General features: G+C 34.6%; 18 protein-coding genes. 11 read left to right on the top strand and 7 right to left on the bottom strand.

The window, feature by feature from the left end:
- Positions 1–162 precede the first annotated feature (162 nt).
- Positions 163–615, top strand: a complete 453-nt coding sequence (bcp, locus tag VK161_RS08890) for a thioredoxin-dependent thiol peroxidase (RefSeq protein ID WP_324214420.1) — start codon at positions 163–165, stop codon at positions 613–615.
- Positions 616–785: 170 nt separating this feature from the next.
- Here bcp and VK161_RS08885 read toward each other — a convergent pair whose 3' ends face one another.
- On the bottom strand, positions 786–1,274 hold the full coding sequence (locus VK161_RS08885; protein WP_324214419.1) for an acyl-CoA thioesterase: 489 nt from the start codon (positions 1,272–1,274) through the stop codon (positions 786–788).
- Positions 1,275–1,603: 329 nt separating this feature from the next.
- Positions 1,604–3,067 carry a TonB-dependent receptor gene (locus VK161_RS08880; protein WP_324214418.1) on the bottom strand — a complete coding sequence of 488 codons (1,464 nt, stop codon included), beginning with the start codon at positions 3,065–3,067 and terminating at the stop codon, positions 1,604–1,606.
- A 116-nt stretch (positions 3,068–3,183) separates the two neighbouring features.
- Between VK161_RS08880 and VK161_RS08875 the strand changes: the two genes are divergently transcribed.
- From VK161_RS08875 to VK161_RS08865, 3 genes are read left to right on the top strand one after another with little or no spacing between them, the layout of a single operon-like run.
- The gene (locus tag VK161_RS08875; RefSeq protein ID WP_324214417.1) at positions 3,184–3,948 is read left to right on the top strand and encodes an MBL fold metallo-hydrolase; all 765 of its coding nucleotides are present in this window, start codon (positions 3,184–3,186) and stop codon (positions 3,946–3,948) included.
- A 14-nt stretch (positions 3,949–3,962) separates the two neighbouring features.
- On the top strand, positions 3,963–4,460 hold the full coding sequence (locus VK161_RS08870) for a hypothetical protein (protein WP_324214416.1): 498 nt from the start codon (positions 3,963–3,965) through the stop codon (positions 4,458–4,460).
- Position 4,461: 1 nt separating this feature from the next.
- Positions 4,462–4,950, top strand: coding sequence for a hypothetical protein (locus VK161_RS08865; RefSeq protein WP_324214415.1), 489 nt, complete (start codon positions 4,462–4,464; stop codon positions 4,948–4,950).
- A 108-nt stretch (positions 4,951–5,058) separates the two neighbouring features.
- Here the strand turns inward: VK161_RS08865 and VK161_RS08860 are convergent, their stop codons facing one another.
- The 5 genes from VK161_RS08860 to VK161_RS08840 form a co-directional block, all read right to left on the bottom strand.
- Positions 5,059–5,703 carry an alpha/beta hydrolase gene (locus tag VK161_RS08860; protein ID WP_324214414.1) on the bottom strand — a complete coding sequence of 215 codons (645 nt, stop codon included), beginning with the start codon at positions 5,701–5,703 and terminating at the stop codon, positions 5,059–5,061.
- A 123-nt stretch (positions 5,704–5,826) separates the two neighbouring features.
- Positions 5,827–6,150, bottom strand: coding sequence for a hypothetical protein (locus tag VK161_RS08855; protein ID WP_324214413.1), 324 nt, complete (start codon positions 6,148–6,150; stop codon positions 5,827–5,829).
- Positions 6,150–7,403: a dihydroorotase gene (locus tag VK161_RS08850; protein ID WP_324214412.1), complete on the bottom strand. Its 1,254-nt coding sequence runs from the start codon at positions 7,401–7,403 to the stop codon at positions 6,150–6,152. Before VK161_RS08850 ends, VK161_RS08855 begins: the two co-directional genes overlap by 1 nt.
- The gene (locus VK161_RS08845) at positions 7,400–9,340 is read right to left on the bottom strand and encodes a BatA and WFA domain-containing protein (RefSeq protein ID WP_324214411.1); all 1,941 of its coding nucleotides are present in this window, start codon (positions 9,338–9,340) and stop codon (positions 7,400–7,402) included. The genes VK161_RS08850 and VK161_RS08845 overlap by 4 nt, the downstream gene beginning before the upstream one ends.
- A 62-nt stretch (positions 9,341–9,402) precedes the next feature.
- Entirely contained in the window at positions 9,403–10,602 is a 1,200-nt protein-coding gene (locus VK161_RS08840; RefSeq protein ID WP_324214410.1) for a serine hydrolase domain-containing protein, read from the bottom strand.
- Positions 10,603–10,799: 197 nt separating this feature from the next.
- Here VK161_RS08840 and VK161_RS08835 point away from each other — a divergent pair, with 197 nt between their 5' ends.
- From VK161_RS08835 to bglX, 7 genes are all read left to right on the top strand, one after another.
- A complete protein-coding gene (locus VK161_RS08835; protein ID WP_324214409.1) occupies positions 10,800–12,002 on the top strand; it encodes an NAD(P)-dependent oxidoreductase in 1,203 nt (400 codons plus the stop codon).
- An 88-nt stretch (positions 12,003–12,090) separates the two neighbouring features.
- Positions 12,091–14,829: a histidine kinase gene (locus VK161_RS08830; RefSeq protein ID WP_324214408.1), complete on the top strand. Its 2,739-nt coding sequence runs from the start codon at positions 12,091–12,093 to the stop codon at positions 14,827–14,829.
- A gap of 266 nt (positions 14,830–15,095) precedes the next feature.
- Entirely contained in the window at positions 15,096–18,068 is a 2,973-nt protein-coding gene (locus tag VK161_RS08825) for a TonB-dependent receptor (protein WP_324214407.1), read from the top strand.
- A gap of 13 nt (positions 18,069–18,081) precedes the next feature.
- Positions 18,082–19,560, top strand: coding sequence for a RagB/SusD family nutrient uptake outer membrane protein (locus VK161_RS08820; RefSeq protein ID WP_324214406.1), 1,479 nt, complete (start codon positions 18,082–18,084; stop codon positions 19,558–19,560).
- Positions 19,561–19,663: 103 nt separating this feature from the next.
- Positions 19,664–20,488 (top strand): LamG domain-containing protein, encoded by an 825-nt coding sequence (locus tag VK161_RS08815; RefSeq protein WP_324214405.1) that lies wholly within the window; start codon positions 19,664–19,666, stop codon positions 20,486–20,488.
- 58 nt (positions 20,489–20,546) lie between these two features.
- Positions 20,547–21,896, top strand: a complete 1,350-nt coding sequence (locus VK161_RS08810; protein ID WP_414655422.1) for a glucoamylase family protein — start codon at positions 20,547–20,549, stop codon at positions 21,894–21,896.
- Positions 21,897–21,914: 18 nt separating this feature from the next.
- On the top strand, positions 21,915–24,206 hold the full coding sequence (gene bglX / locus VK161_RS08805; protein WP_324214404.1) for a beta-glucosidase BglX: 2,292 nt from the start codon (positions 21,915–21,917) through the stop codon (positions 24,204–24,206).
- Positions 24,207–24,220 lie beyond the last annotated feature (14 nt).

Raw genomic sequence — 24,220 nt, 5'->3', positions numbered from 1 at the left:
CAATTATCAATTATCAATTATCAATTATCAATTATCAATTATCAATTATCAATTATCAATTATCAATTATCAATTATCAATTATCAATTATCAATTAAATTAATACTATACCAATCATAAAATCTTACAGTCATACAATCTAACAATCTAATAATCTAGCAAATGACCACACTACAAAAAGGCGACAAAGCGCCAGCATTTTCAGGGAAAGACCAAGACGGTAATTCACATACATTATCCGATTACAAAGGGAAAAAATTAGTAGTTTTTTTCTATCCAAAAGCCGATACGCCAGGTTGTACTGCCGAAGCCTGTGATTTGCGCGATAATTACCAACGTTTTCAAGCCAATAATTTTGCACTTTTAGGAGTGAGTGCTGATCCAGCCAAGAAACAAGCCAAGTTCAAAGACAAATTTGATTTGCCCTTTCCGTTGATAGCCGATGAAGACTTGTCAGTTATTAAGGCATTCGGAGTTTGGGGTCCAAAAAAATTCATGGGACGCGAATTCGACGGCATTCACAGAACTACTTTTGTAATCGACGAAAACGGCATCATTGAAGAAGTAATTGCTAAAGTAGAAACCAAAGCTCACGCAGCTCAGATTTTAAAGTAAGGTTTTGCCGCTGATTCACAGATTATTATTCGAATTTATACAATCTGCGAAGAAGTAATTTCTAAAGTAGAAACCAAAGCACATTCAGCACAGATTTTAAAGTAAGGTTTTGCCGCTGATTCACAGATTATTATTTGAGAAATAGAATCTGTGAATCTGTGGCGGAATTTCTATTCGTCTATAATCCCATCAAAAAACGGTTTCATTTCGTTGTTGATTTGTTCACGTAAATCGACTAGTTTTTTTGCGTATTCTGCCAATTGTTTCTCGGTTTCGGTTTGCGGATTCCATTTCTTCACCGGAATTGGGTTTCCTGCTTCATCCACCGAAACAAACACAATGACGCAGTGTGTCTTTTTCTCAAACTGTTGTTCTTTAAAATCACGTGAATACACATCAACTGCTATGTGAATACTCGTATTTCCAGTATAAATCACATACGCATTGATCTTAATGACTTCGCCAATACTAATGGGTTTGTAAAAACGAATTCCGCCTACATAGACCGTAACGCAATAGTTTTCAGCCCAACTTCGGGCGCAAGTGTACGCCGTTTGGTCGATCCATTTCATTACAATTCCACCGTGTACTTTTCCACCAAAATTCACATCCGTTGGTTCACTTATGAATTGAAAAGTAATTTTATTGCTGACTGTCATTTTCTGAAGATTTAGTTAATATGAGTTCAAATTATATATAAAAACACTTATAAATAATTCACTATGTTTTAATTTAAGTTTAAATGAATTTTTGCCACGACTCGAACTTAGCGAACAGACGAAGTAATTCACAAATTAGCCTAAGTTTTATGTCAAAATTTGTTCATCTATGATGAACATTCGAATAGAATCAAATAATTACAAAAATTACATTCGATAATTCGTGGTTAAAAAATCTTTATGTATTAAACTCATAATAGTTGTTATCAAATATAAAAAATCCTCAACCGTTTTCACAATTGAGGATATATATTTATTGAATCATTTTTTTACACTTCTTCCAACACTCTATTCGGATCGTAACCAAATAATTGGTGTTGTTTGATTAACTCTGCCGTTCCTTCTGGAAGCATTTTTTCCCAACCCGGAATTCCTTTGTTAATCATTTTTAAAACTTCACGAGAGAAGATTTTTAGATTTTCTTTGTCGTTAATCTGAACGTCAACTACTTTTCCGTTGTAGGCAAAGAACTTATACAATTCTTTCATACGCGGATGTACTTTTAGGTTTTGAGAAGTAATGATTTCTCCATCTTCTTCCATCGGATACAAATACACTTTTAAATCGCGGTAGAACAGTTTTCCAAAGGCTTCCAAAATCCCACCACTCAAGTGACGGTAGTATTTTTCGTCAAAAATATCCACCAAATTATTTACTCCCATAACCAATCCCATTCTGGCTTTGGTATAACTTGAGAAGTATTCCACCACTTTGTAGTATTCTTGAAAATTCGAAATCATTACCGTTTGACCTAATGAACACAGCAATTCGGCTCTGTCCATAAAATCGCGCTCGTCAATTTCACCTTCCGAACGCAAATTGGATAAGGTAATTTCAAAAATTACAAAAGTATTGTCCTTGTCTACTTTGTTTTCTTCAACAAACATTTCAAGTGATTTCTGGTACATGTCCATATTCACTTTGGTTACTGGACGGAAACTTCCACGTAAAGCCAAAATATTTTTCTTGTACAAAACCGCTGCAGGTAAAATATTGTGACCGTCTGGACTGAACATTACTGCATCGGTCATGCCATTTTTCACCAATTGCAAACTCATCAAACGATTGTCTACATTAGCAAATCGAGGTCCAGAAAAATTAATGGTGTCAATTTCGAGTTGGTCTTTGTCTAAGTGATCGTACAAATAACGAAGTAATTTTTTAGGATCATTGTACTTGTAGTAGGCACCATAAATCAAATTTACTCCCAAAACACCTAAGGTTTCTTGTTGCAAACGTGCATCCGTTTCTTTAAAACGAATGTGAAGAATGATTTCGTTATAATCTTCGTCTGGTTCAACTTGGTATTTGATTCCAACCCAACCATGACCTTTAAATTGCTTTGCAAAATCAATAGTTGCTACCGTATTGGCATAACTAAAAAATATTTTATTCGGATGTTTATCGCGGTTCAAACGTTGCTCAATCAAATTCGTTTCATGAGTCAACATTTTTTTCAATCTACTTTCGGTAACATAACGACCATCATCTTCAATTCCATATATGGCGTCACTAAAATCTTTATCGTAAGCCGACATCGCTTTTGCAATGGTTCCAGATGATCCACCTGAGCGGAAAAAATGGCGTACAGTTTCTTGTCCAGCACCAATTTCGGCAAAAGTTCCATAAATATTTTCATTCAAGTTAATGCGCAATGCCTTGTCCTTTATGGAAGGAATTTGCTCAATAACTTTATCTCCTTTTAATTTGATGTCTAATCCGTAATTTCCCATAGTCGTTTATATACTCTGCAAAGTTAGTAAAATACCTGTAGTTTTAAAAGCGAATTAATTCTATTTTTGTGCTATTATTTTACGTAATGATAAGTGATTATCAAAAATCGTGCTAAATGAAAATTTATTTTTTAGGAACCGGTACTTCGCAGGGAATTCCAGTAATTGGTAGTAATCATTCGGTTTGTTTGAGTGAAAACCCTAATGACAAACGTTTGCGTGTTTCGGTGTGGATTAAAAGCGAAACTTTCTCGGTAGTTATTGATTGTGGACCTGATTTTAGGCAACAAATGCTCACTTCAAAGTGCCAACAAATAGATGCCATTTTATTTACTCATGAACATTCCGATCATACAGCAGGTTTGGATGATATTCGACCGTTTAATTTTAAACAAGGTCCAATGCCAATTTACGCACATGAACGCGTTTTAAGCAATTTAAAAAGACGATTTGAATATATTTTTGAAACGGAAAACAAATACCCAGGTTCGCCCTCAGTCATTCCGATAGAAGTCGTAAATAATGTTCCCTTCTCGATAAATAATCAAGTTGTAACTCCGATCAATGCAATGCACGGGACACTTCAGGTTTTTGGTTATCGAATAGGTGAATTTGCTTATTTAACCGATGTTAAATCAATTGAAGATGAAGAACTTCAAAAACTGAAAGGATTAAAAGTGTTGGTTATTAACGCTTTGCGTGAAGAGTCACATCATTCGCATTTTAATTTGCAGGAAGCATTAGATTTTGTAAATTTGATTCGTCCTGAGAAAGCTTATTTTACTCACATTAGTCACCTTTTAGGATTTCACGACGAAGTGCAAAAAAAACTTCCTAATAATGTTTATCTTGCGTACGACAATTTAGAATTAACCATTTAATATACTCACTCCAAATGAAAAGGCAATTTCTATTATATCTTTTTATTTTATCGTTATTGATGAATGTTTTCACTTACATGTATTTTAGCAAAAAAGAGGCTTCTACACAAAATAAATACACAACGCTGAGTAAGAAGTTTAATGATTCTATTCAAACCATCAATAACAGAGTAGGTGAAGCAGATTATTTTTCTTTAGAATACAATAACAGAGCACAAAATTATTTAGCAGCAAGTAATTTGGATTATATTGCTTTAGCTCCAAAAATCAAAGAAGATTTATTAGAATTCAACTCTGATCCCGAAGGAAACAAATACGTTGATCAATCTAAAATTGGAGATCAGAAATTTATTATTAATAAAATAAAAATCCTAAATCACCGTTGGATTATTGCAGATTATAGTAATGGAAGTTTATGGGGAGAAGTGCTTTTGATGTATCTTGTTCAACCAGATGCTACTATTAAATTTGAAACGATTTCGTCTTATCTCTATTCACCAGAACTTAATTAATATGAAAAAAATAACTTTATTAGTTGTAGTGCTTTCTCTCTTTTCTTCCTGTGATTTTTTCAAAAAAAATGAAGAAGAAGCTCCAAAAGTTCCTAAAAAAGATTTGGTTCTTGGCGGTGATAAAGATGAAAATGGATGTTTGGCTTCAGCAGGTTATACGTGGTCCAAACTCAATAAAGAATGCGTGAGAGCGTTCAGCGGAATTCAATTAATGCCAATTGAACCAACAGATGATGCTACTTTGTGTGCTTATCTTTTGTTTGATGAATCAGGAAACAAATCCGAATTATTTCTGCCGAATGTTGACGGGTCAATTATTTTGGAACGCGATGGTAAAAACAAACCTTGGGTTTATGGAGATTGGCAATTAATTCCACTAAACGGTTACCAACTCAAAAAAGCAGGTAAATTAGTATATTCGGGTGATGGAGAAATTGGTACTAACGTAACCGGAACCAACGATACGGAAGAACTTCCTATAGAAGAATAAAAATCAACACAAATTTCACAAATTTTTTTTTGAAAGTTGATAGTAATTAATCATTTATAAGTGATTTTATTAAAGAGCCTAAGACTTTGAGTTCAAGTAAAAGATAACTTATTGTTGCAACCAATTTCTAAAGTCAAAGAAATTTTGCGGTGCTACTCCGTGTCCAACAGGATATTCTTTATATACAATATCAATTCCTAATTGTTTTAAAATAGGTTCGGTTTTTCGTGCCCAATCTACCGGAATTACTTGATCGACTGTTCCGTGTGAAGCAAATATTCGTAAGTTACTGAAGTCGTTTTTCTCAAAATTATCAATTGCCATTTCGGTATTTAAATAACCGCTCATGGCTACTACTCGCTGAATTTTTTGAGGATAAGATAAGGCTACAGCATAACTCAAAATACTTCCTTGGCTGAATCCAACTAAAGTTATTTTATTCGCATCAATTGGATATTTTTCTATCAACTCATCGATAAATTGCACAATTAAATCACGCGATTCCTTTCCTTGTTCAATGTCAGAAAACTTATTCTCATCAGCATCAAAATTAATAGCATACCAAGCATAACTGTTGTACATTAAATCGTGTGGAGCGCGAGCTGAAACAACATAATATTCATCGGGCAATTCAGTAGCAAACGAAAACAAATCTTCTTCATTACTTCCGTATCCGTGTAACAAAAGCAACAGCGGATTTTTGTCTAAAACGATTTTCGGCTCTCTAACTAAATAATGCAATGATGTATTCATGTGAATTGTATTAAAAATAAATATCTATTTTTCGAGATGACTATAATTCTCTATAAAGTGAAATGACTTAAAAGAGTTAGAAAATCTATGGTTCTATGTGGTTAATGAGAAACGGTTTTGCTATTACAAAAACTTCAACCATTTCTGAAAAAAACTACCCAAAAGTGGCAACGGTTTTGTTTCACCTCTTGCGGCAGTAAAAATTCCGTATACGGATAAAACTGAAATAAAAACCCACATTGGAGCAGCAACCATGATGCTTTCAAAATGACTTATGGTAAGTCCGAGTAGTATAAAAGTCAACGTTATTCCTAATCCTTGTCGAATGTGAAATGAAGCATATGCATTCTTGTTTTCACTGTTCATTGAAATGGCAATTAGTGGTCCAAAAATTAAGATATAACTGATGATTGCAGTTGTTTTTCCTTCTTTGATGTTCGATTCCATTATGATACAACTAAAGTGTTATTATTGTAAATCCCGATGGCTTTTCCTTTCATTTTTACACCTAAAAAAGCCGAGTTTTTCGATTTAGAAAGTATATTTTCTTTTGAAAATTCCCAATCAGTATCCACAGAAAATAAACTGATTTCTACTCTGTTTCCTTCTTTGATTTCTGAAGAAGCTACATTGAAAACGTTCTTTCCAGTAGTTAATTTTTCAACCACTTTTTCCAAAGGCAAAACCGTTAGTAAAGCTCCAAATGCCGACTCTAAACCAATCGTGCCATTTTTGGCCGTATCAAACTCCATTTTCTTGTGTTCAATATCAATTGGGTTGTGATCTGAAGTAATGCAGTCAATGGTGTTGTCCAAAATTCCATCCAGTAATGCTTTTCTGTCGGTTTCGGTACGCAAAGGCGGAGTTACCTTGTATCTCGAATCAAAACTATCTAATTTTTCATCCGTTAGCACCAAATGATGAACGGCAACGCTACACGTAACATGTAAACCTTTGGCTTTGGCTTCTCTTATCAAATCAACCGATTTTGCTGTTGAAATGGTTGGAATATGTAATTTTCCTCCTGTGTATTCTAGTAAAAATAAATTGCGTGCTACGATGACTTCTTCTGCCAAATTCGGAATCCCTTTTAAACCCAATCGAGTGGAAACAATTCCTTCATTGACTACGCCATTTCCTTTGATTTTTTCATCCTGACAAAAAGCAATCACCAAACCATCAAAATCCTGCACGTATTGCAATCCAATTTTCAGCAAATTGGCATTGGACAAACTTTTGTTGTAATCACCAAAGGCAATCGCACCCGCGTTTTTCATATCGTATAATTCGGCCAAATCCAATCCTTCACTGTTTTTCGTCAAAGCGCCAATCGGATATAAATTTGTAGCAGAACCATTGGCTTTTTGCTGCACAAAATGCACTTGTGATTGATTGTCAATTACTGGAAACGAATTGGGTTGTAAAGCGATAGCTGTAAATCCGCTTTTGGCGGCGACTTTCAAACCGTTGGCAATGGTTTCTCGATCTTCAAATCCGGGTTCACCCAGCGAAACACTACTGTCAAACCAACCTTGTGAAAGATGTAGATTCGGAATTTCAATTTCTTGAAAACCGTTTTCTTTTGGTAACGTTGGACTTATTTTTTCAAAAACACCATTATTAATTTTCACATCTACAGTTTGATTGTGAAACGGACTTTTGGGGTCAACAATTGTAGCTTGTCGGATGATTATGTTCATTTGACCAATTTTTGAATGAGAATTTCAATCACTAAAAAGAGTAAGGTGAGCAGTACGAACCATTTCCAGATTTGACTGTCGGTTCGGTCGGTTTGTATGGTGTCGAAAATGGTTTCTAAATCGCTTATTTCTTCAAATTCATCTGCCGCATTAGTATTCGGATTCGATAAATTACTTTCAGTTCTATCGTAGTTAAAACTCAAATTATCAATGAGAGTTGTCGTATTGAAAACACCGTAATTTCCGGCGGTATTCGGATTATCATTGAACGTCAATTTGACTTTATTATTCAGAATTTGTTGCACCGGAATAAAGTTTCCTTTTGCATTATTCTGACTGTTTTTCACACTCACAATTTCGTCTTTTGATAGCAAAGTTTCCACAACAGTCGATTGATTTTTGCCTATTACAAACGATTTGATTCCGCTTTTCTGAGCATTTTGCGCCATGTTGTAAAACGTAGGAACAATCAAAGGTGAATTTTGGAAATTACTGTTGGTTTTGTTGATGGGTGCCGAAAACACATACACTGAGGCGACTCCATTTTGAAAAGCCGATAGAAAGGCTGATTGGTCGTTGTTTCCTAAAATAATAGATGCATTCGACGAAACGTCAAACGAAGTTTTGGTATTTGGATATTGGAAATTATCGACTTTTTTCTCAAAAACACTGCTGTACAACGGATGACTAAAATTGATTTTAGTAACCATTTTTTCGGCGTTGACCAATGATCGAAATTGAATCGAACCAAAAGCCGCTAAAAAACTATTTACATTTGAAGTGTTACTTTCTGGCGACGGAATGAAAACCACATTTCCGCCTTTTTCAACAAACGATTTTAAGGTAGTTTGCAAGGCTTGTGGAATATCATTCAATTCATTCAACACAATGGCATCTTGTTTATCAATACTATTATAATCAAGTGTGTTTAAAGTGTAATTGATGTAATTGAACTCGTCACTCGTGTAAATACGCGATAAAAATTTACTTTTCTCTTCATCGCCAATACTAATAACATTGCTTTTTTCAGGTTTTGATAAACTGAAATAATACGTATTGTCGTAGTCTAAACCGTTATCTGAAACCGAAACATAGCCGTGAAAATTCTCTTTCGGAATCATGAATTTCAGCGTGGTTGTATTTGTTTCGAAGTTGGCCAAGGTTTTGGCAACCAGTTTGTTCTTGTTGTATAAAGCTACAGAAACGTCTCTATTTTTGTCGCCAAAAGCATCGACTTTTACTCCAATTTCATAAAAATTATCCAACGTCTGATTGATGAATACACTATCAACCGAAACGTTATTTTCTTGCTCTGCTTCGGGTAAATAGAAAAACACATTATCTTCTTTTTTGAAGCTTTTTACTTGATTTTCTTTCAATCCTAACGCATCGGTAATCACAATAATGTCTTTGTTGAAGGCCGATTTTCGCGCATTGATTTTAGCTAAAAGATTGTCAATTTGAAACGGAGTCGCACTGTATTGAATGTTTTGCAAATCCTGCTGAATCGATTTGATGTTGGTGTTGTAGTAGTTATCAGAGTTGGTCAACAACGAAAAATTGATGTTTTCAGGTGTGTGTTCCAACAAATCTTGAACCGCGCGTTTGAGTAATTCGCCTTTTTTGCCTTTGGCTTGCATGCTGAACGAATTGTCTAAAATGATGTACATTTCGTTGGTGGCATTTTTAGTGTCTTTGGCTTTGAAAAAAGGTTGCGCAAATGCAAAAATTAATGCGGTTAGCAATAACAATCGTGTAGCAAGTAATAAATACTTTTTTATTTTCGAACTCTTTCGGGTTTGAATGGCGAGTTCTTTAAGGAATTTTACGTTAGTGAAAAGCTCTTTTTTGAACTTTCGCAATTGAAAAAGATGCACCAGAATTGGAATTACCAATAAGAAAAGGAAATATAAAAACTCTGGATGTTTGAATTGCATTTTTTATAAGATTGGTCAAAAATACAAATAAGTTTGAAAAGTTGAACCGTTTTAGTCGTTAATTATTCATCTGTTGCCGCTGTGTCTTTCAATGTAAAAGGATAATCTCCAAACAAAACCGACAAACGTTTTACTTCATAGGTTTTACGGGTGAATTTATTGGATAAAGCGATGATTACGGCATTCTCTTTTCTTAGGTTAATGAACGATGAGGTGTTTCCGTGCCACCAACCATTGTGGTAGAAGTATTTGATTCCGTTGTCCCATTCGCGCATCCGAATTCCCAAACCGTAATTTTTCACACCTTTCGATTCATAACTGTAGCCTTTGAATACTTGCTCAATCAAATCTTTACTCAAGAAATTAATGTCGTTTCGAGACGAGTCAAATTTTAATAAATCACGTGGTGTAGAGTAAATATTTTTGTCACCATACACAGCATCCAAATAATCAAAAGGATATTTTTCATAATTCCATTTGTACGATGGAGTTGCTTTACTTAAAGGCGTTGTTTCGTCAAAAACAAAGGTGTTTTTCATTCCTAACGGATCAAAAATAATCAGTTTCATCGCTTTGCTGTAGCGCATTCCGGTGATTTTTTCAATAACCAAAGCCAACAAAACATAATTGGTGTTGTTGTAGACAAAATGAGTATCGGTTGGATGATCGAGTGGGAATTTCTGAGTAATCAGCAGGTTTAAAATGTCTTTGTTGGTCAGTGTTTTTGACTTGTCCCAAACTTTATTGTCTTCAGTAAAATAACCGTATTTTTTAATACCGCTACGGTGATTTAAAAGCGTTCGTATGGTAACTTCCGGATAAGGAAAGCCTTTAAAAATAGTGGTTAATTTTTGATCCAATTCGATTTTTCCAGCTTCGACCAATTTCAAAACTGCTGCTGCTGTCAGTACTTTACTCACAGACGCAATGTGCAATGGCGTGTCAGCCGAATTCAAGATGTTATTTTCTTTATCAGCGTAACCGTTGTATTTTTCGTAAATAATTTGGCCGTTTTGTGCCACTAAAAAACTTACGTTTTCAAAGTCGTTCCCGTAATTTTCGGTAAAAAAGTTAGCGATTTCGTTGTGCTTTTGTTGGATGTATTTCTCCGATAATTTTGGTAATTCCTTCATTGGAGGAAGCATCGAATACGGCAATTTAGCCACATTTTCATCGTCAGAAGAACCGCGTTTGTCTTTATCGCAACTTAAAAAAAGAGAAGTGAGAAGTACTAAGCAAAAAGTATATTTTAGTCGGAGCATTTTTTCAATCTTAAAAAGCAAATATAACCAACGAGTTGCTAAATTATTCCCAAAAAAAGGGCTGAGTTATTAAGAGTTTTTAAACATTTTTCTAAGTGCTTATTTATCAATTAGTAGTGCGATTGTTTTTTCGATTAAAAAGTTTTGAAAACGATTTCGTTACTACTACTTTTGACGCACCAAAAAAATAGTTACAAATGAAGTTCGGAATCATCAAAGAAAGAAAAAATCCACCCGATAGAAGAGTTGTTTTTACCCCAGAAGAATTAGTTCGCTTACAAACCGAACATCCCGAAGCACAAGTTAAAGTTGAAAGTTCTGATATCAGAGTTTTTCCTGATGAAGACTACAGTAAATTAGGAATTGAGATAGCCACCGATATGATCGATTGTGATGTGCTTTTTGGCGTAAAAGAAATTCCAGTTGATGCCTTAATTCCGAATAAAAAATACTTTTTCTTTTCGCATACTATTAAAAAGCAAGTCCACAACCGCAAATTACTTCAAGTGATTTTAGAAAAAAACATCGAATTGTTCGATCACGAAACGATTGTGGATGCTCAAAACCGACGTTTGATTGGTTTTGGAAGATACGCCGGAATTGTGGGTGCATACAATGGTTTCAGAGGATTCGGAATCAAATACGACTTGTTTCATCTAGCTAAAGCAGAAACTTTGAGTGGAAAAGACGAATTGATTGCGCGATTGAAACGACAAACGTTACCGAACATCAAAATTGTGCTTTCTGGTCACGGAAAAGTTGGAATGGGAGCAAAGGAAATTTTAGACGGAATAAAAATCAAAGAAGTTTCTGTTGATGATTTTCTGAATAAAGTCTACACTCAACCTGTTTACACTCAAATAGATGTTTTAGATTATAACAGACGCTTGGATGGAAAAGTGTTGGACAATCAAGATTTTTATAAAAATCCACACGAATATACTTCCGATTTTGAACGATTTACCAAAGTGGCCGATATGTACATGGCGGGACATTTTCACGGAAATGGTGCGCCCGACATCCTAACACGAGAAATGCTAATGGCTGCCGATTGCAAAATTAAAGTCGTTGCCGATATTTCTTGCGATGTAGACGGTCCAATTGCTTGCACAATTAAAGCATCTACCATTGCGGATCCGTTTTTTGGGTATTTGCCTTTTGAAAATAAAGAAGTTCCTTATACACATCCAGGTTCAATTATGGTGATGTCGGTTGATAATTTGCCTTGTGAATTGCCCAAAGATGCCAGCGAAGGTTTTGGTGAAATGTTCATGCAACATGTTATTCCAGCTTTTTTTAATGGTGATAAAGACGGTATTCTCCAACGCGCCAAAATCACAGAAAACGGTAAATTGACTCCGCGTTTTGCCTATTTGCAAGAGTATGTCGAAGGAAAATAAGCCTCATCAAATCAAATAAACTCCCGATTGTATCGGGATTTTTTGTTTCATAAAAATGCCTATATTTGAGATGAAATTAGCTTTAAAAATGAACAAATATTTGCTTTCTTTCCTATTGTTTTTCTGCTTGAGTGTTGAATTAAGTGCGCAAGATTTACTTCCGTTTGTAGAAAACATTACCAAAGCCAACTACAACGGAGATAATCAAGTTTGGAGTGTTGCGCAAGGAAATGACAATGCCATGTATTTTGCCAACAATCATTTTTTTCTACGGTATAATGGAGTGAACTGGGAAAAATACACACTTCCAAATAAAACAATTATTCGTTCTGTTTTTGCCGATGGCGATCGGATTTATACAGGTTCCTATAATGAACTGGGCTATTGGAAAAGAGTGTCTGGAACTATGAAGTACTATTCGTTGTCCAATAAAAAATTATTTTTTGGTGAATCGGTCAATGAAGAGGTCTGGAAAATATTCAAATTCAAGGGAACCATTTACTTTCAATCGTTCAATCAGATTTTTATTTATAACGGTAAAAATGTCGAAAAACTGAACTTGCCAAGTCAAATATCGTACTGTTTTCCAATTGATGATCTATTGTATGTTGCCACAGTAAATAACGGAATCTATTACCTGAATAGTAAAAAATTCACCAAAGAAAATAACTGGCCTATACTCAATAATAGCATTATCCATTCGATTGATAAATACAATAATAAAACCTACTTTTTTACTAGAAAAAATGGTGTTTTTGTTGAGGAAAATGGTGTTGTGCAACCTTGGAATTCACCCTTGAACGGAAGTTTGAAATCGGAGTTAATCAATACGGCTCGGTTTTTAAGTAATGATCGATTAGCCATTGGAACTGCGTTTAAAGGAATATACATCATTGATATGAAAAATAATTCTCATGTCAACATCAACCGAAATAATGCGTTAAAAAACAATTCGGTTTTGAGCATCGGTCTGGATAAAGAAAACGATTTGTGGTTGGGAATGGATAACGGAATTGTGCATATTGAAATCAATTCACCTTATAAAAATTTTGTAGATAATACTGGTATTTTAGGAACTGTTTATTCGATTGCTCCAACTAATAGTGGTTATCTTTTAGGAACCAATCACGGAGTTTTTAAACACGAAAATAAAGAATTGACTTTTATTGAAGGGTCACAAGGACAAGTATGGCAAATTGATAAAATCAATGACAATTACATTATTGGTCACAATGATGGTACATTTCTATACAATGGTTCATTTCAAAAATTGAATTCAATTAATGGTGGATGGAAAGTGCTTAAAAACAATTACAATTCATCGTATTTTCAGGCGTATTATTCGGGTGTGGTAATTTATGCTGATGATAATTTCAAGAATTTTACCAAAGTTAGCCAACTTACAAAACCTATTCGCAATCTCGCTCAAAAGAATAAAAACGAATTATGGGCGGTTGACAATTACAAAAGTTTATACCGAATTGAGTTTGACGATCAATTGAAAACCAAAAAAGTGGTCAATGTGACCAAGAGTAATGGTTTTAAAAATGATTTCAATGTAAAACTGATTAATTTCAAAAATGAGGTGTTTTTTTATATTAATAATTCATGGTACACCTATAATCCAATTACTTCTAAATTAGAATTGTCAAAGCAATTCAATGAGCATTTTAAAGATATTTCAGGTATTAATCCTATTGATGAAGAAAGCTTCTTGGTTATAAAAGACGGATTTTTTTATGTAATTTATTATAAAGACAATCAATTTCAATGGAATTTAATTCCCAAAAAATACTATGACGGAAAAAGTATTGGAGAAGATACCAAAGTTATAAAGCAAGGAAACCAATTAGTCGTTAATCTGGATGACGGTTTTTTTGTATTTGAGATGAAAGAAAAGCAGTTGGATGATCAAAAAATAACCATTGAAGGATTTTATAATTCGAAAATGATAACGGATGATACTTCAATTAATTACAATCAATCTGTTGAATTAAATGTAATTACACCTTATTTTGGTTATAATAAAGCCAATTTATTTTATACCTACAATGATGACGATAATTACTTACCCGTTGAAAATGGTAAAATTGTTTTGAATAATTTGGATAATGGTTGGAAAGAAGTGGTTGTTTATTATCGAAATGGAACCAACTATATAAAAGTAGCAGATTACAGTTTTAATGTATCAAAACCTTGGTATTTCTCATTTTGGATGGTACTGTTGTATATTTTGATTTTGGGTGGTGGTTTATTTTTATACTATCGATGGAATAAGATTCGTTACATCGAAAAAATTAAATTGAAAGAAGAAGAGTTAAAACATCAAAAAGCCATTTATCAATTAGAATTAGATGCTGAGAATAAACTAAAAATTCAAGAGTACGAAAAACACATCTTAGAAATTCAAGTGCAAACCAAAGCATCTGAAGTAGCAGGAAAGTCGCTTTCTATTGCAAAACAGACCGAAATGATAGAGACCATTCAGAAATTACTTGAAAAAGAAAATGATTTATCAACTTTAAAAGGAAATATCAAAAAAGCGATTAAACTCAACTCAATTAATAAGAAGGAATGGGAAACATTTGAAAGTAATTTGTTCAAAAGCCATGAAGATTTCATCAAGCGAATTACAACTCAATATTCCAAATTATCATCCAAAGATATTAAGCTTTGTATCTATTTGAAAATGAGTTTATCATCAAAAGAAATTGCTCCATTGATGAATATTTCCTATAGAGGTGTTGAACTTCATCGTTACCGACTTCGAAAAAAAATAGGATTGAACCAAGACGTAAGTCTTTCTAATTTTATCAATAATATATAATTGATCTACTTAAAAAAATAGATTATCATTTAAAGCGCTTTTTTTTGCCAAAATGACATTTTAGACTATTCATCACTACTACATCATTTCATTTTTTTATTGATAAGTTTTTTATTTTTTATTAACATTTTAAAATATTGATAAACAGATATTTAAAATATTTTTTTTTACTTTTGATGTGTTTTTGTAGTGTACACCATTAATCCTACTATAACGATGTAATCGCTACATTCGTACTAATTAACTTAAACAACAAAATATTTAGTATGAAAAAAATTATTTTAATTTTGTTAGTCCTTTTTCCATTTCTGATTCAAGCTCAAGTTGTCTCAGGAAAAGTGGTCGACAAAAATGGTTTACCGTTATCGGGAGTTAACATTAGTGGAGTAAATTCAAAAACATCTACAATTTCAGATTTAGATGGAAATTTCTCTCTTAAGGTTGACAAAGACGATGACGTACAATTTACAATGATTGGTTTTGAAACCAAAGTTGTAAATTCAAACAGTTCTTTTGTTACGGTAGTATTAGTCGAATCATCAACAATTCTCTCAGATGTAGTGGTGATTGGTTATGGTACTGCTAAAAAGAGAGATCTAACAGGTTCAATTGTTAAGGTTTCTGGAAAAGAAATTGTAGACAGACCTAATCAGAACCCAATTGCATCGTTGCAAGGTAAAGTAACTGGTTTAACGGTAGTTAATTCAGGTAAGCCTGGAGAAGAACCAGATATCCGAATCAGAGGTACTGTTAGTAGATACCAAACTAAACCTTTGTATGTTATTGATGGAATTTTAAACGATAATATCAATTTCGTAAATCCAAATGACATCGAATCAATGGAAATTCTAAAAGATGCATCTTCTCTTGCTATTTTTGGTGTTAGAGGCGCAAATGGTGTTATCATTATTACTACTAAAAAAGCCAAAAGTGGTAAAACATCAATAAATTATAATTCTTCCTTAGCGATTAAAAAGATTACTGGTAAACCTGATTTAACCAATGCCGCTGAGTTCAAAATGTTGTATGATGAGCAAAGAGCAAATCAAGGTGCAGCACCATATCCTTATTACAATTTATTTACTGCTGATACCGATTGGATTGATGAAATATCTAATGACAATGCGGTAATGACTATTAATAATATCAGTGTTTCAAATGGGTCTGATAAAAATAAATTTTACGCAAGTGCTGGTTTTACTACGGATGAAGGGTTGATTGATTATGAAGAGTACAAAAAATTTACTTTTAATATCAATGACGAGTTAGAGGTTTCTAATTCAATTAAAGTTGGTGTTGGATTGAATGGCTATGATGCACGACTACCACAGTTGCACTCATTCGGATCGGCTATTTCAGCTACTCCAATTGTTGCTCCTTTCAATTCTTCATTAGGGATTTACAACCAACTTCCAAGTGATTTAGGTGCAGCTCAAATTGGAAATCCACTTTTGGATGTTGAAGGCAAAAAATTTACTCAGTTAAACAGAGAAACTCGTTTTGTAGGTAATGTATTTGCTGAAATTAAATTGTTGAAAGACTTAAAATTCAGAGCAGCTTATTTGGCTGATTTGGGCTATAATAAAGGAAGAGGTTACCGACCAGTTTTTGATGTATATGCTGCTGAGGTAGATGATACAACCATTTATGGAGGCAATCAACTTACTTCGGTGAATCAGTACAAAAATGATTACCAAAAAACACAACAAGACTTATTGCTAACGTATACCAAAAGTTTTGATAAACACAATTTAACTCTTTTAGGCGGTTATACTCGTTATACTGTAGGTTTCGAATCGGTAAGCGGAACAGTTAGTGCTACTGCTGATAACCCAATTCCCAACGATCCTAGATGGTGGTATTTGAATAATTCATTTGGTGTTGCATCAACACGATTATCAAATTCAGACCAATGGGAAACTAGAAATGTTTCTTATTTGGGTAGAGCATTGTACAATTATGATGGTAAGTACGTTCTTAATGCATCATTCAGAAGAGACGGATCTTCGTCAGTAAATAAATTTCAAAACTTTTGGTCATTTGGTGCCGCTTGGGAAATTACAAAAGAAGGCTTTATGCAAGATCAAAAAACATTTGATTTATTAAAAATTAAGACATCTTTCGGACAATTAGGAAATCAATACTCATCTGTTCCTTATCCTACTTACCCAAGTTTTACTACAGGTTCTTCAGCTGTATTTGGATCAAGTTTAGTTCCAGCCTACGTTTTGGCTTATCGTAATGATGCCAATTTGAAATGGGAAACAGTTAGTTCTAGTGAAGTCGGAATTGAGATGGCAACACTAAAAAATAGATTGAGAGTTGAAGCTGCATATTATACAAAAACTACAAAAGACTTACTGACTTTTGTTGATTTAGGTAGCGAAAGATTCTATACCAATGCTGGTGAAATCGAAAGTAAAGGATTAGAACTATCTGCTGGATGGAACGATAAAATTAAAGACGATTTTACTTATTCATTTAATGCAAATCTTACTACTTTAGATAATACAGTTAATTCTGTTTACTTAGATGGATTCCAAGTTTTTGACGGACCTTCAATTTTAACTGCTGGTGCTCCAATTGGTGCTTTCTACGGATATGAAGTTGAAGGTGTATACCAGTCATATGCTGATGTATTGGCATCACCACCAAGTACTTTGGGTTCATATGGTCCAGGTGATTTAAAATACAGAGATATAAATGGTGATGGTGTTATTACTCCGGAAGACAGAACAGTAATTGGTAATCCAACACCTGATTTTACCTATGGTTTTTCTGCAAATGTTACGTATAAAAACTGGTCGCTTTCTGCTGATTTTCAAGGTGTATACGGAAATGAAGTATGGAGAGATTGGGGTAATGGATCTACTTTTGCACAATTCAATTATAGAACTGATCGTTTAGATAGATGGAATGGTCCAGGAACCTCAAACTGGGAGCCACAATTAAATGACGCTACAGGTTATAATAAACTTAATTCTTCTTACATGATAGAAGATGGAAGTTATTTAAGATTAAGAAATTTACAAATTGGGTATAATGTTGACAGTAAATTATTATCAAAAATTAACATTCAAAGTCTAAGACTATTTGTAAGTTCTCAAAATTTAATAACATGGAAAAATAATTCAGGTTTTACTCCTGAAGCTGGAGGTAGCCCAATTTCTTTCGGAAGAGATAATGGAGGATATCCAGTACCTTCAATTACAACACTTGGATTAAATGTTAGCTTTTAAAAAAAATAATATTATGAATAGAAATAAAATTTTTAGTAAAATTACGGTATTAACAACTTTTCTTTTGTTAGGTTTAGTATCGTGTAATGACGAAGAGTTTATCGATATAAAACCATTAGGAATAACCACCGTTGGTGAACAAGGTGGGTTTGAATCACAAGTGTTTGGTTTATATGGACAAATGCGAACAGAAGATGGTGTAACCAACTGGGTTAGATATTGGTTTCAAAGTATTCGTTCTGATGATGCAGCAAAAGGAAGTTCTTCTACTGACCAAGCTACAATGGGGAATGTCATGGATGCTTTCAATTATTCAGCCTCTGAAGGAATTCCCACTGCAAACTGGAATGGTCACTACAAGTTAATTTTTGCTTGTAACGATGTTATTGCCCAAGTTGATGAATCTGGAGCAACTGATGCAGGTACATTGACAAATAAAGCAGAAGCAATGGCAATAAGAGCTTTTGCCTATTTTGACTTGCGTAGAGACTACGGAGAAGTTCCTTTAGTTTTAAATAGAGTAGTAGTTCCAAGCGATGGTATCAAAGCAAAATCAACAATAGCTCAAGTTGATGAACAAATTATTAGTGATTTGACATATGCAGCAGAACATTTACCAATGGCATGGCCATCCTATCCCGGTAGAGCAACAAAAGGTTTCGCAAACACGTTACTCGCGAAATTATACCTTTACCAAGGTAATTGGACTAATGCTTTGGCAAAAAGTCAAGAAGTTATTAGCTCAGGACAATACTCATTACTTCCTTCTTATTCTAAAATCTTTACTCAAGATGGAAATAATTCTTCTGAGTCTGTTTTTGAAATTCAATTTTTAAGAACTGGTGGAATCAATTATTCTAGTAATTACTGGGAATCTCAAGGAGTTAGAGGAAGTGGTACTTGGGATTTAGGTTGGGGATTTAACGTGCCAACATCAAATTTATTAAGTGCTTATGAACCAAATGATCCTAGATATAATGCTACAATATTAACTTCAGGTCAAAATGATGGTTTCGGTAATACGCTTCCTGGAAGTCCTCCTTTAGATCAAATGTATTGGAACAAAAAAGCGTTTACTGACCCAGCTGAAAGAGCGTCCTATGGAGAAAATAAAAACCATTGGTCTGGTATTAAATTAATTAGATACGCAGACGTATTGCTTATAGCAGCCGAAGCAGCTAATGAAACAGGAAATTCTTCTCTTGCATTGAGCTATCTTAATATGGTCAGAGCAAGAGCAAGAGGCGGTAATAATAGTGTCTTACCTGACGTAACTACCAGTGATCAAGCTTCAATTAGAACAGCTATTAAACATGAAAGAAGAATAGAGTTTGCATTGGAAGGCGAACGTTTCTACGATTTAGTTCGTTGGGGAGATGCTAGTTCAGTACTAGGTGGATTAGGTTATCAACCTAAAAATGCATTGTATCCTATCCCTCAAACGGCTATTGATCAGTCCGGTGGAATATTAATTCAAAATCCAAATTATTAATAATGATGGAATAGTTAGTATTCAAACACTAACTATTCCAAATTTAATTTAAACAACATAAGTTATGAAAAAAATTAGAGAAACAATTACAAAAGTAAGTCTGATGATTTTTGCATCTCTTGCTTTTATTGGCTGTCAAGAGATGGACAGGCCAGCTTTGGGTGAGTATCAAGTAGATGAAAATCCTCCTGGAGGACCACTTAAATTTTATGTGCCTTTTGATGGTTCATCGAGTAATTCTTTGAGAAATGCTGTTGACCAAATCAGGGCTAATTTTCCTCAAAATAACACTACAGAAATCACAACTGGTATAACCGGAAACGCAATGCAGGGTTCAAGTTTGAAATATGTTAATTATGCCAAACCAAATGAGTGGATTTCCACTTCTGAGAGCTTTACAGTGGCGTTTTGGTTTAAATTGGATGGACAAACCAAAAATAACAACGGTGGAAATGGACCAGAATATATTTTTAGTATTCCTTCGTCTAATGGCCATTGGTCTGGCTCACAAGGCATGTTATTTTTTGAAACGAATGGTACAGGAACACAAATTAAGTTTCCAGTGGTTGATGCAAACATGGCAGATACTTGGTTTGTATGGGAAGGAAGTAATGCAATTCCGGGAATTGCAGATAATACCTGGAGACACTGTGCGTTAGTTTATGATGCAGGTACTAGTAAAATGACTTTGTATTTAAACGGTGTAGCTAATTCTTTACAACCATCTTGGGGAACTCATGGCGATATTAATATGAATAATGACACAGCTACTGCTTTCAGAATTGGAGCTGGACCAAAAACAGTTAATAATGATGGTGCAGATGATTGGCTTAGATCTACCTGGAAAGGTGGTTTAGATCAGTTCAGATTGTATGATATTGCATTAACTGCGGCTGAAGTTCAAGATTTATATACCAATCATAAATAAAAAAAAACAGTAAACCTGCCAGATAAAACTTTTATCTGGTAGGTTTATTTTTAATGCTATGAAAATACTAATTAGTGCCTTTTTCACAATGTTATTTTTTGTACGTTGTGATAGTAGTTCATCCACTCAACAGCAGCAATCTAATCCTCTTACTGATAATGAGTTGATGGATAAGGTGCAAATGGATTCGTTTAAATACTTTTGGGACTTAGCGCATCCAAATTCTAAATTGGCTCGTGAACGATATCATATTGATGATCCAAATTTTGATGCTAATATAGTAACTACAGGTGGTTCGGGTTTTGGGCTAATGACTATTGTTGTTGGTATAGAAAGAGGTTTTGTTCCAAGAGCAGAAGCTGTTTCTAGATTAACTACAGCGCTCAATTTTCTTGAAAATGCAGATCGTTTTCACGGAGCTTGGCCACATTGGATGAATGGAAATACAGGAGATGTAATTCCGTTTGGAACCGTTGATAATGGCGGCGATTTAGTTGAAACTGCCTTTCTATGTCAAGGTTTAATTACCGTTAGAGAGTATTTTAAGAATGGTAATTCACAAGAACAAGCACTATCACTCAAAGCCGATAATCTTTGGAAAGGTGTTGAATGGGATTGGTATACCAAAGGAGAAAACGCTTTATATTGGCATTGGTCACCCAACTACGAGTGGCAAATGAATTTTAAATTGGAAGGATACAACGAATGTTTAATCACTTATGTAATGGCAGCCGCTTCACCAACACATCCGGTTTCAAATGCAGCTTATCATCAAGCATGGGCTCGTAACGGAGCTATTGTGCATGGTGGTTCTCAATATGGATTTCCAGTTGTGCTCAATCATAACGGTGCTACTGGGACTGTTGGACCATTGTTTTGGTCCCATTATTCGTATTTAGGACTCGATCCAAGAGGACTTTCCGATCAATATGCCAATTATTGGACACTCAATCAAAATCATTCAAAAATCATTAATAAATACTGCATCACTAATCCACTCAATTGGAATGGTTATTCTGAAAAATGTTGGGGATTAACAGCAAGTTATACTCGAAATTCTGATGGCACTACTGGTTATACAGCACATCAACCTAATAATGATACAGGAGTCATTACACCTACAGCAGCACTGTCTTCTTTTCCTTATACACCAGTAGAGTCTATGAAATTTTTGAGATATTTATACGAAGAAAAACAAAATACAATTGGTCTGGCCGGACCTTACGATGCGTTTTCACCTCATTACAGTTGGGTTACACAGCGTTACTTAGCCATTGATCAAGGAACAATTACTCCTATGATTGAAAATTATAGAACAGGTTTGCTATGGAATTTATTCATGCAAGCACCCGAAATTAAAACAGGATTACAAAACTTAGGTTTCTCATCAACACAACACGGATTTTAGAAAATAATTACAGTACGAATGAAAAATAGCATACTCATATTTGCCTTATTAATTACAGTTTCTTCTTTTGCACAAAAGAAAAACACCAAAGCATTGCCTCCAAAAGACGTGTTCATCAATGAACTAATGTCGAAAATGACTTTAGAAGAAAAACTAGGACAATTAAATCTGCCTGGTGCAGGTGATATCACTACCGGGCAAGCTCAAAGCAGCGACATCGGGAAGAAAATCGAGGAAGGAAAAGTAGGTGGTTTATTCAATATAAAATCGGTTGCTAAAATCAAAGAAGTTCAAAGAGTAGCAGTTGAAAAAAGCCGTCTTAAGATACCTTTGATTTTTGGTATGGATGTCATTCACGGCTATGAAACCACTTTCCCAATTCCTTTAGGCTTATCGAGTTCTTGGGATATGCCAATGATAGAAAAAACAGCTCGAGTTGCTGCAACTGAAGCAACTGCTGATGGTATTAACTGGACATTTTCGCCAATGGTTGATATTTCTCGTGATCCAAGATGGGGAAGAGTAGCAGAAGGCGGTGGCGAAGATCCATATCTGGGAAGTGCAATTTCTAAAGCGATGGTAAACGGTTACCAAAACAATGATTTAACGCAAACGACTTCAATGATGTCATGCGTCAAACATTTTGCATTATACGGCGCACCCGAAGCGGGTAGAGATTACAATACAGTTGATATGAGTAAACTCAAAATGTACAACGAGTATTTTCCACCATACAAAGCCGCTGTCGATGCAGGTGTTGGTTCGGTTATGGCTTCGTTCAACGAAATTGATGGTGTTCCCGCTACAGGAAATAAATGGTTGATGACTGATTTGCTAAGAAAACAATGGGGATTCAGAGGTTTTGTAGTCACCGATTACACCGGAATCATGGAAATGTCCGAACACGGAATGGGCGATATGCAGGCCGTTTCTGCTTTAGCGATGAACGCTGGTATAGAAATGGATATGGTGAGCGAAGGTTTTCTCAACACACTAAAAAAATCAGTTGATGAAGGCAAAGTACCGATGCAACAAATAGACAATGCGGTTCGACTGATTCTTGAAGCAAAATACGATTTGGGTTTATTTCATAATCCGTATAAAAATTGCGACGAAAAAAGAGCAAAAACCGAAATTTATACTCCAGAAAGTAAAGCTTTTGCCCGTAAGGTTGCTGCCGAATCCATGGTGCTTTTGAAAAACGATAATCAACTATTGCCCTTGAAAAAATCAGGAACAATTGCTGTGGTTGGTCCGCTCGCCAATTCAAGAGAAAACATGGGTGGAACTTGGAGTGTTGCAACCAAACAAGATCGTTCCAATTCATTTTTAGAAGGATTAAAAACGGTAGTTGGAGAAAAAGCAAAAGTGGTTTTTGCCAAAGGAAGTAATTTAGATTACGATGCCGAATTTGAAGCCAAAGCAACCATGTTTGACAAAGGTCTACAACGCGATAATAGAAGTTCAAAAGAAATGATAAATGAAGCCCTAGATGTTTCTAAAAACGCCGATGTTATTCTTGCCGTTTTAGGTGAAAGTGCCGAAATGAGTGGTGAATGCAGTAGCCGAACTAATCTTGAAATTCCGCAGTCTCAAAAGGATTTACTCAACGAATTACTCAAGACAGGAAAACCAGTAGTGTTAGTTTTGTTCACTGGAAGACCTTTGGTGTTAGTAGAAGAAAACAAATCAGTTCCCGCTATTTTAAATGTTTGGTTTCCCGGAAGTGAAGCAGGTTTAGCCATTTCTGACGTGCTTTTTGGCGATGTAGTTCCATCGGGCAAATTAACCTCTACTTGGCCAAGAAGCGTCGGGCAAATTCCAATTTATTACAGTCACAAAAACACAGGCCGACCACTTGGAAATTCTGAAGGTAAGTTTGAAAAATTCAAATCCAATTACATAGACGAGCGCAACGAACCTTTGTATTCTTTTGGCTATGGATTGAGCTATACTCAATTTGAGTACAGTAATTTAAAATTATCTTCTAATCAATTGACAAAAAATGGTTCCATTACGGTTTCTGTAGATGTAAAAAATTCGGGTAATTATGATGGAAAAGAAATCGTTCAATTGTATACCAGAGACTTGGTTGGATCCATTACTCGTCCTGTAAAGGAATTAAAAGGATTTCAAAAAATAGAGATTAAAAAAGGGGAAACAAAAACCATAACGTTTACTCTTTCTGAAGAAGATTTGAAATTCTACAATCAAAATTTGGATTTCGTAGCCGAACCAGGAAAATTTGAAGTTTTTGTCGGAACTAATTCCGACACCAAAAATAAAGAAGAGTTTGAGTTAGTTAAATAAATTGTTTACATGCA

Source organism: Flavobacterium sp., from assembly GCF_035299245.1.
Classification (GTDB): domain Bacteria; phylum Bacteroidota; class Bacteroidia; order Flavobacteriales; family Flavobacteriaceae; genus Flavobacterium.
The sequence above is the reverse complement of the archived record's forward strand: the minus strand, read 5'-3'. Positions and strand labels throughout refer to the sequence as shown.

Coding starts and splice junctions, on each gene's coding strand:
- VK161_RS08875 (WP_324214417.1), top strand. CDS start 3,184: ATGAAAATTTATTTTTTAGGAACCGGTACTTCGCAGGGAATTCCAGTA.
- VK161_RS08885 (WP_324214419.1), bottom strand. CDS start 1,274: ATGACAGTCAGCAATAAAATTACTTTTCAATTCATAAGTGAACCAACG.
- VK161_RS08855 (WP_324214413.1), bottom strand. CDS start 6,150: ATGGAATCGAACATCAAAGAAGGAAAAACAACTGCAATCATCAGTTAT.
- VK161_RS08865 (WP_324214415.1), top strand. CDS start 4,462: ATGAAAAAAATAACTTTATTAGTTGTAGTGCTTTCTCTCTTTTCTTCC.
- bcp (WP_324214420.1), top strand. CDS start 163: ATGACCACACTACAAAAAGGCGACAAAGCGCCAGCATTTTCAGGGAAA.
- VK161_RS08850 (WP_324214412.1), bottom strand. CDS start 7,403: ATGAACATAATCATCCGACAAGCTACAATTGTTGACCCCAAAAGTCCG.
- VK161_RS08830 (WP_324214408.1), top strand. CDS start 12,091: ATGAACAAATATTTGCTTTCTTTCCTATTGTTTTTCTGCTTGAGTGTT.
- VK161_RS08810 (WP_414655422.1), top strand. CDS start 20,547: ATGAAAATACTAATTAGTGCCTTTTTCACAATGTTATTTTTTGTACGT.
- VK161_RS08825 (WP_324214407.1), top strand. CDS start 15,096: ATGAAAAAAATTATTTTAATTTTGTTAGTCCTTTTTCCATTTCTGATT.
- VK161_RS08870 (WP_324214416.1), top strand. CDS start 3,963: ATGAAAAGGCAATTTCTATTATATCTTTTTATTTTATCGTTATTGATG.
- VK161_RS08860 (WP_324214414.1), bottom strand. CDS start 5,703: ATGAATACATCATTGCATTATTTAGTTAGAGAGCCGAAAATCGTTTTA.
- VK161_RS08815 (WP_324214405.1), top strand. CDS start 19,664: ATGATTTTTGCATCTCTTGCTTTTATTGGCTGTCAAGAGATGGACAGG.
- VK161_RS08820 (WP_324214406.1), top strand. CDS start 18,082: ATGAATAGAAATAAAATTTTTAGTAAAATTACGGTATTAACAACTTTT.
- VK161_RS08845 (WP_324214411.1), bottom strand. CDS start 9,340: ATGCAATTCAAACATCCAGAGTTTTTATATTTCCTTTTCTTATTGGTA.
- VK161_RS08880 (WP_324214418.1), bottom strand. CDS start 3,067: ATGGGAAATTACGGATTAGACATCAAATTAAAAGGAGATAAAGTTATT.
- VK161_RS08835 (WP_324214409.1), top strand. CDS start 10,800: ATGAAGTTCGGAATCATCAAAGAAAGAAAAAATCCACCCGATAGAAGA.
- bglX (WP_324214404.1), top strand. CDS start 21,915: ATGAAAAATAGCATACTCATATTTGCCTTATTAATTACAGTTTCTTCT.
- VK161_RS08840 (WP_324214410.1), bottom strand. CDS start 10,602: ATGCTCCGACTAAAATATACTTTTTGCTTAGTACTTCTCACTTCTCTT.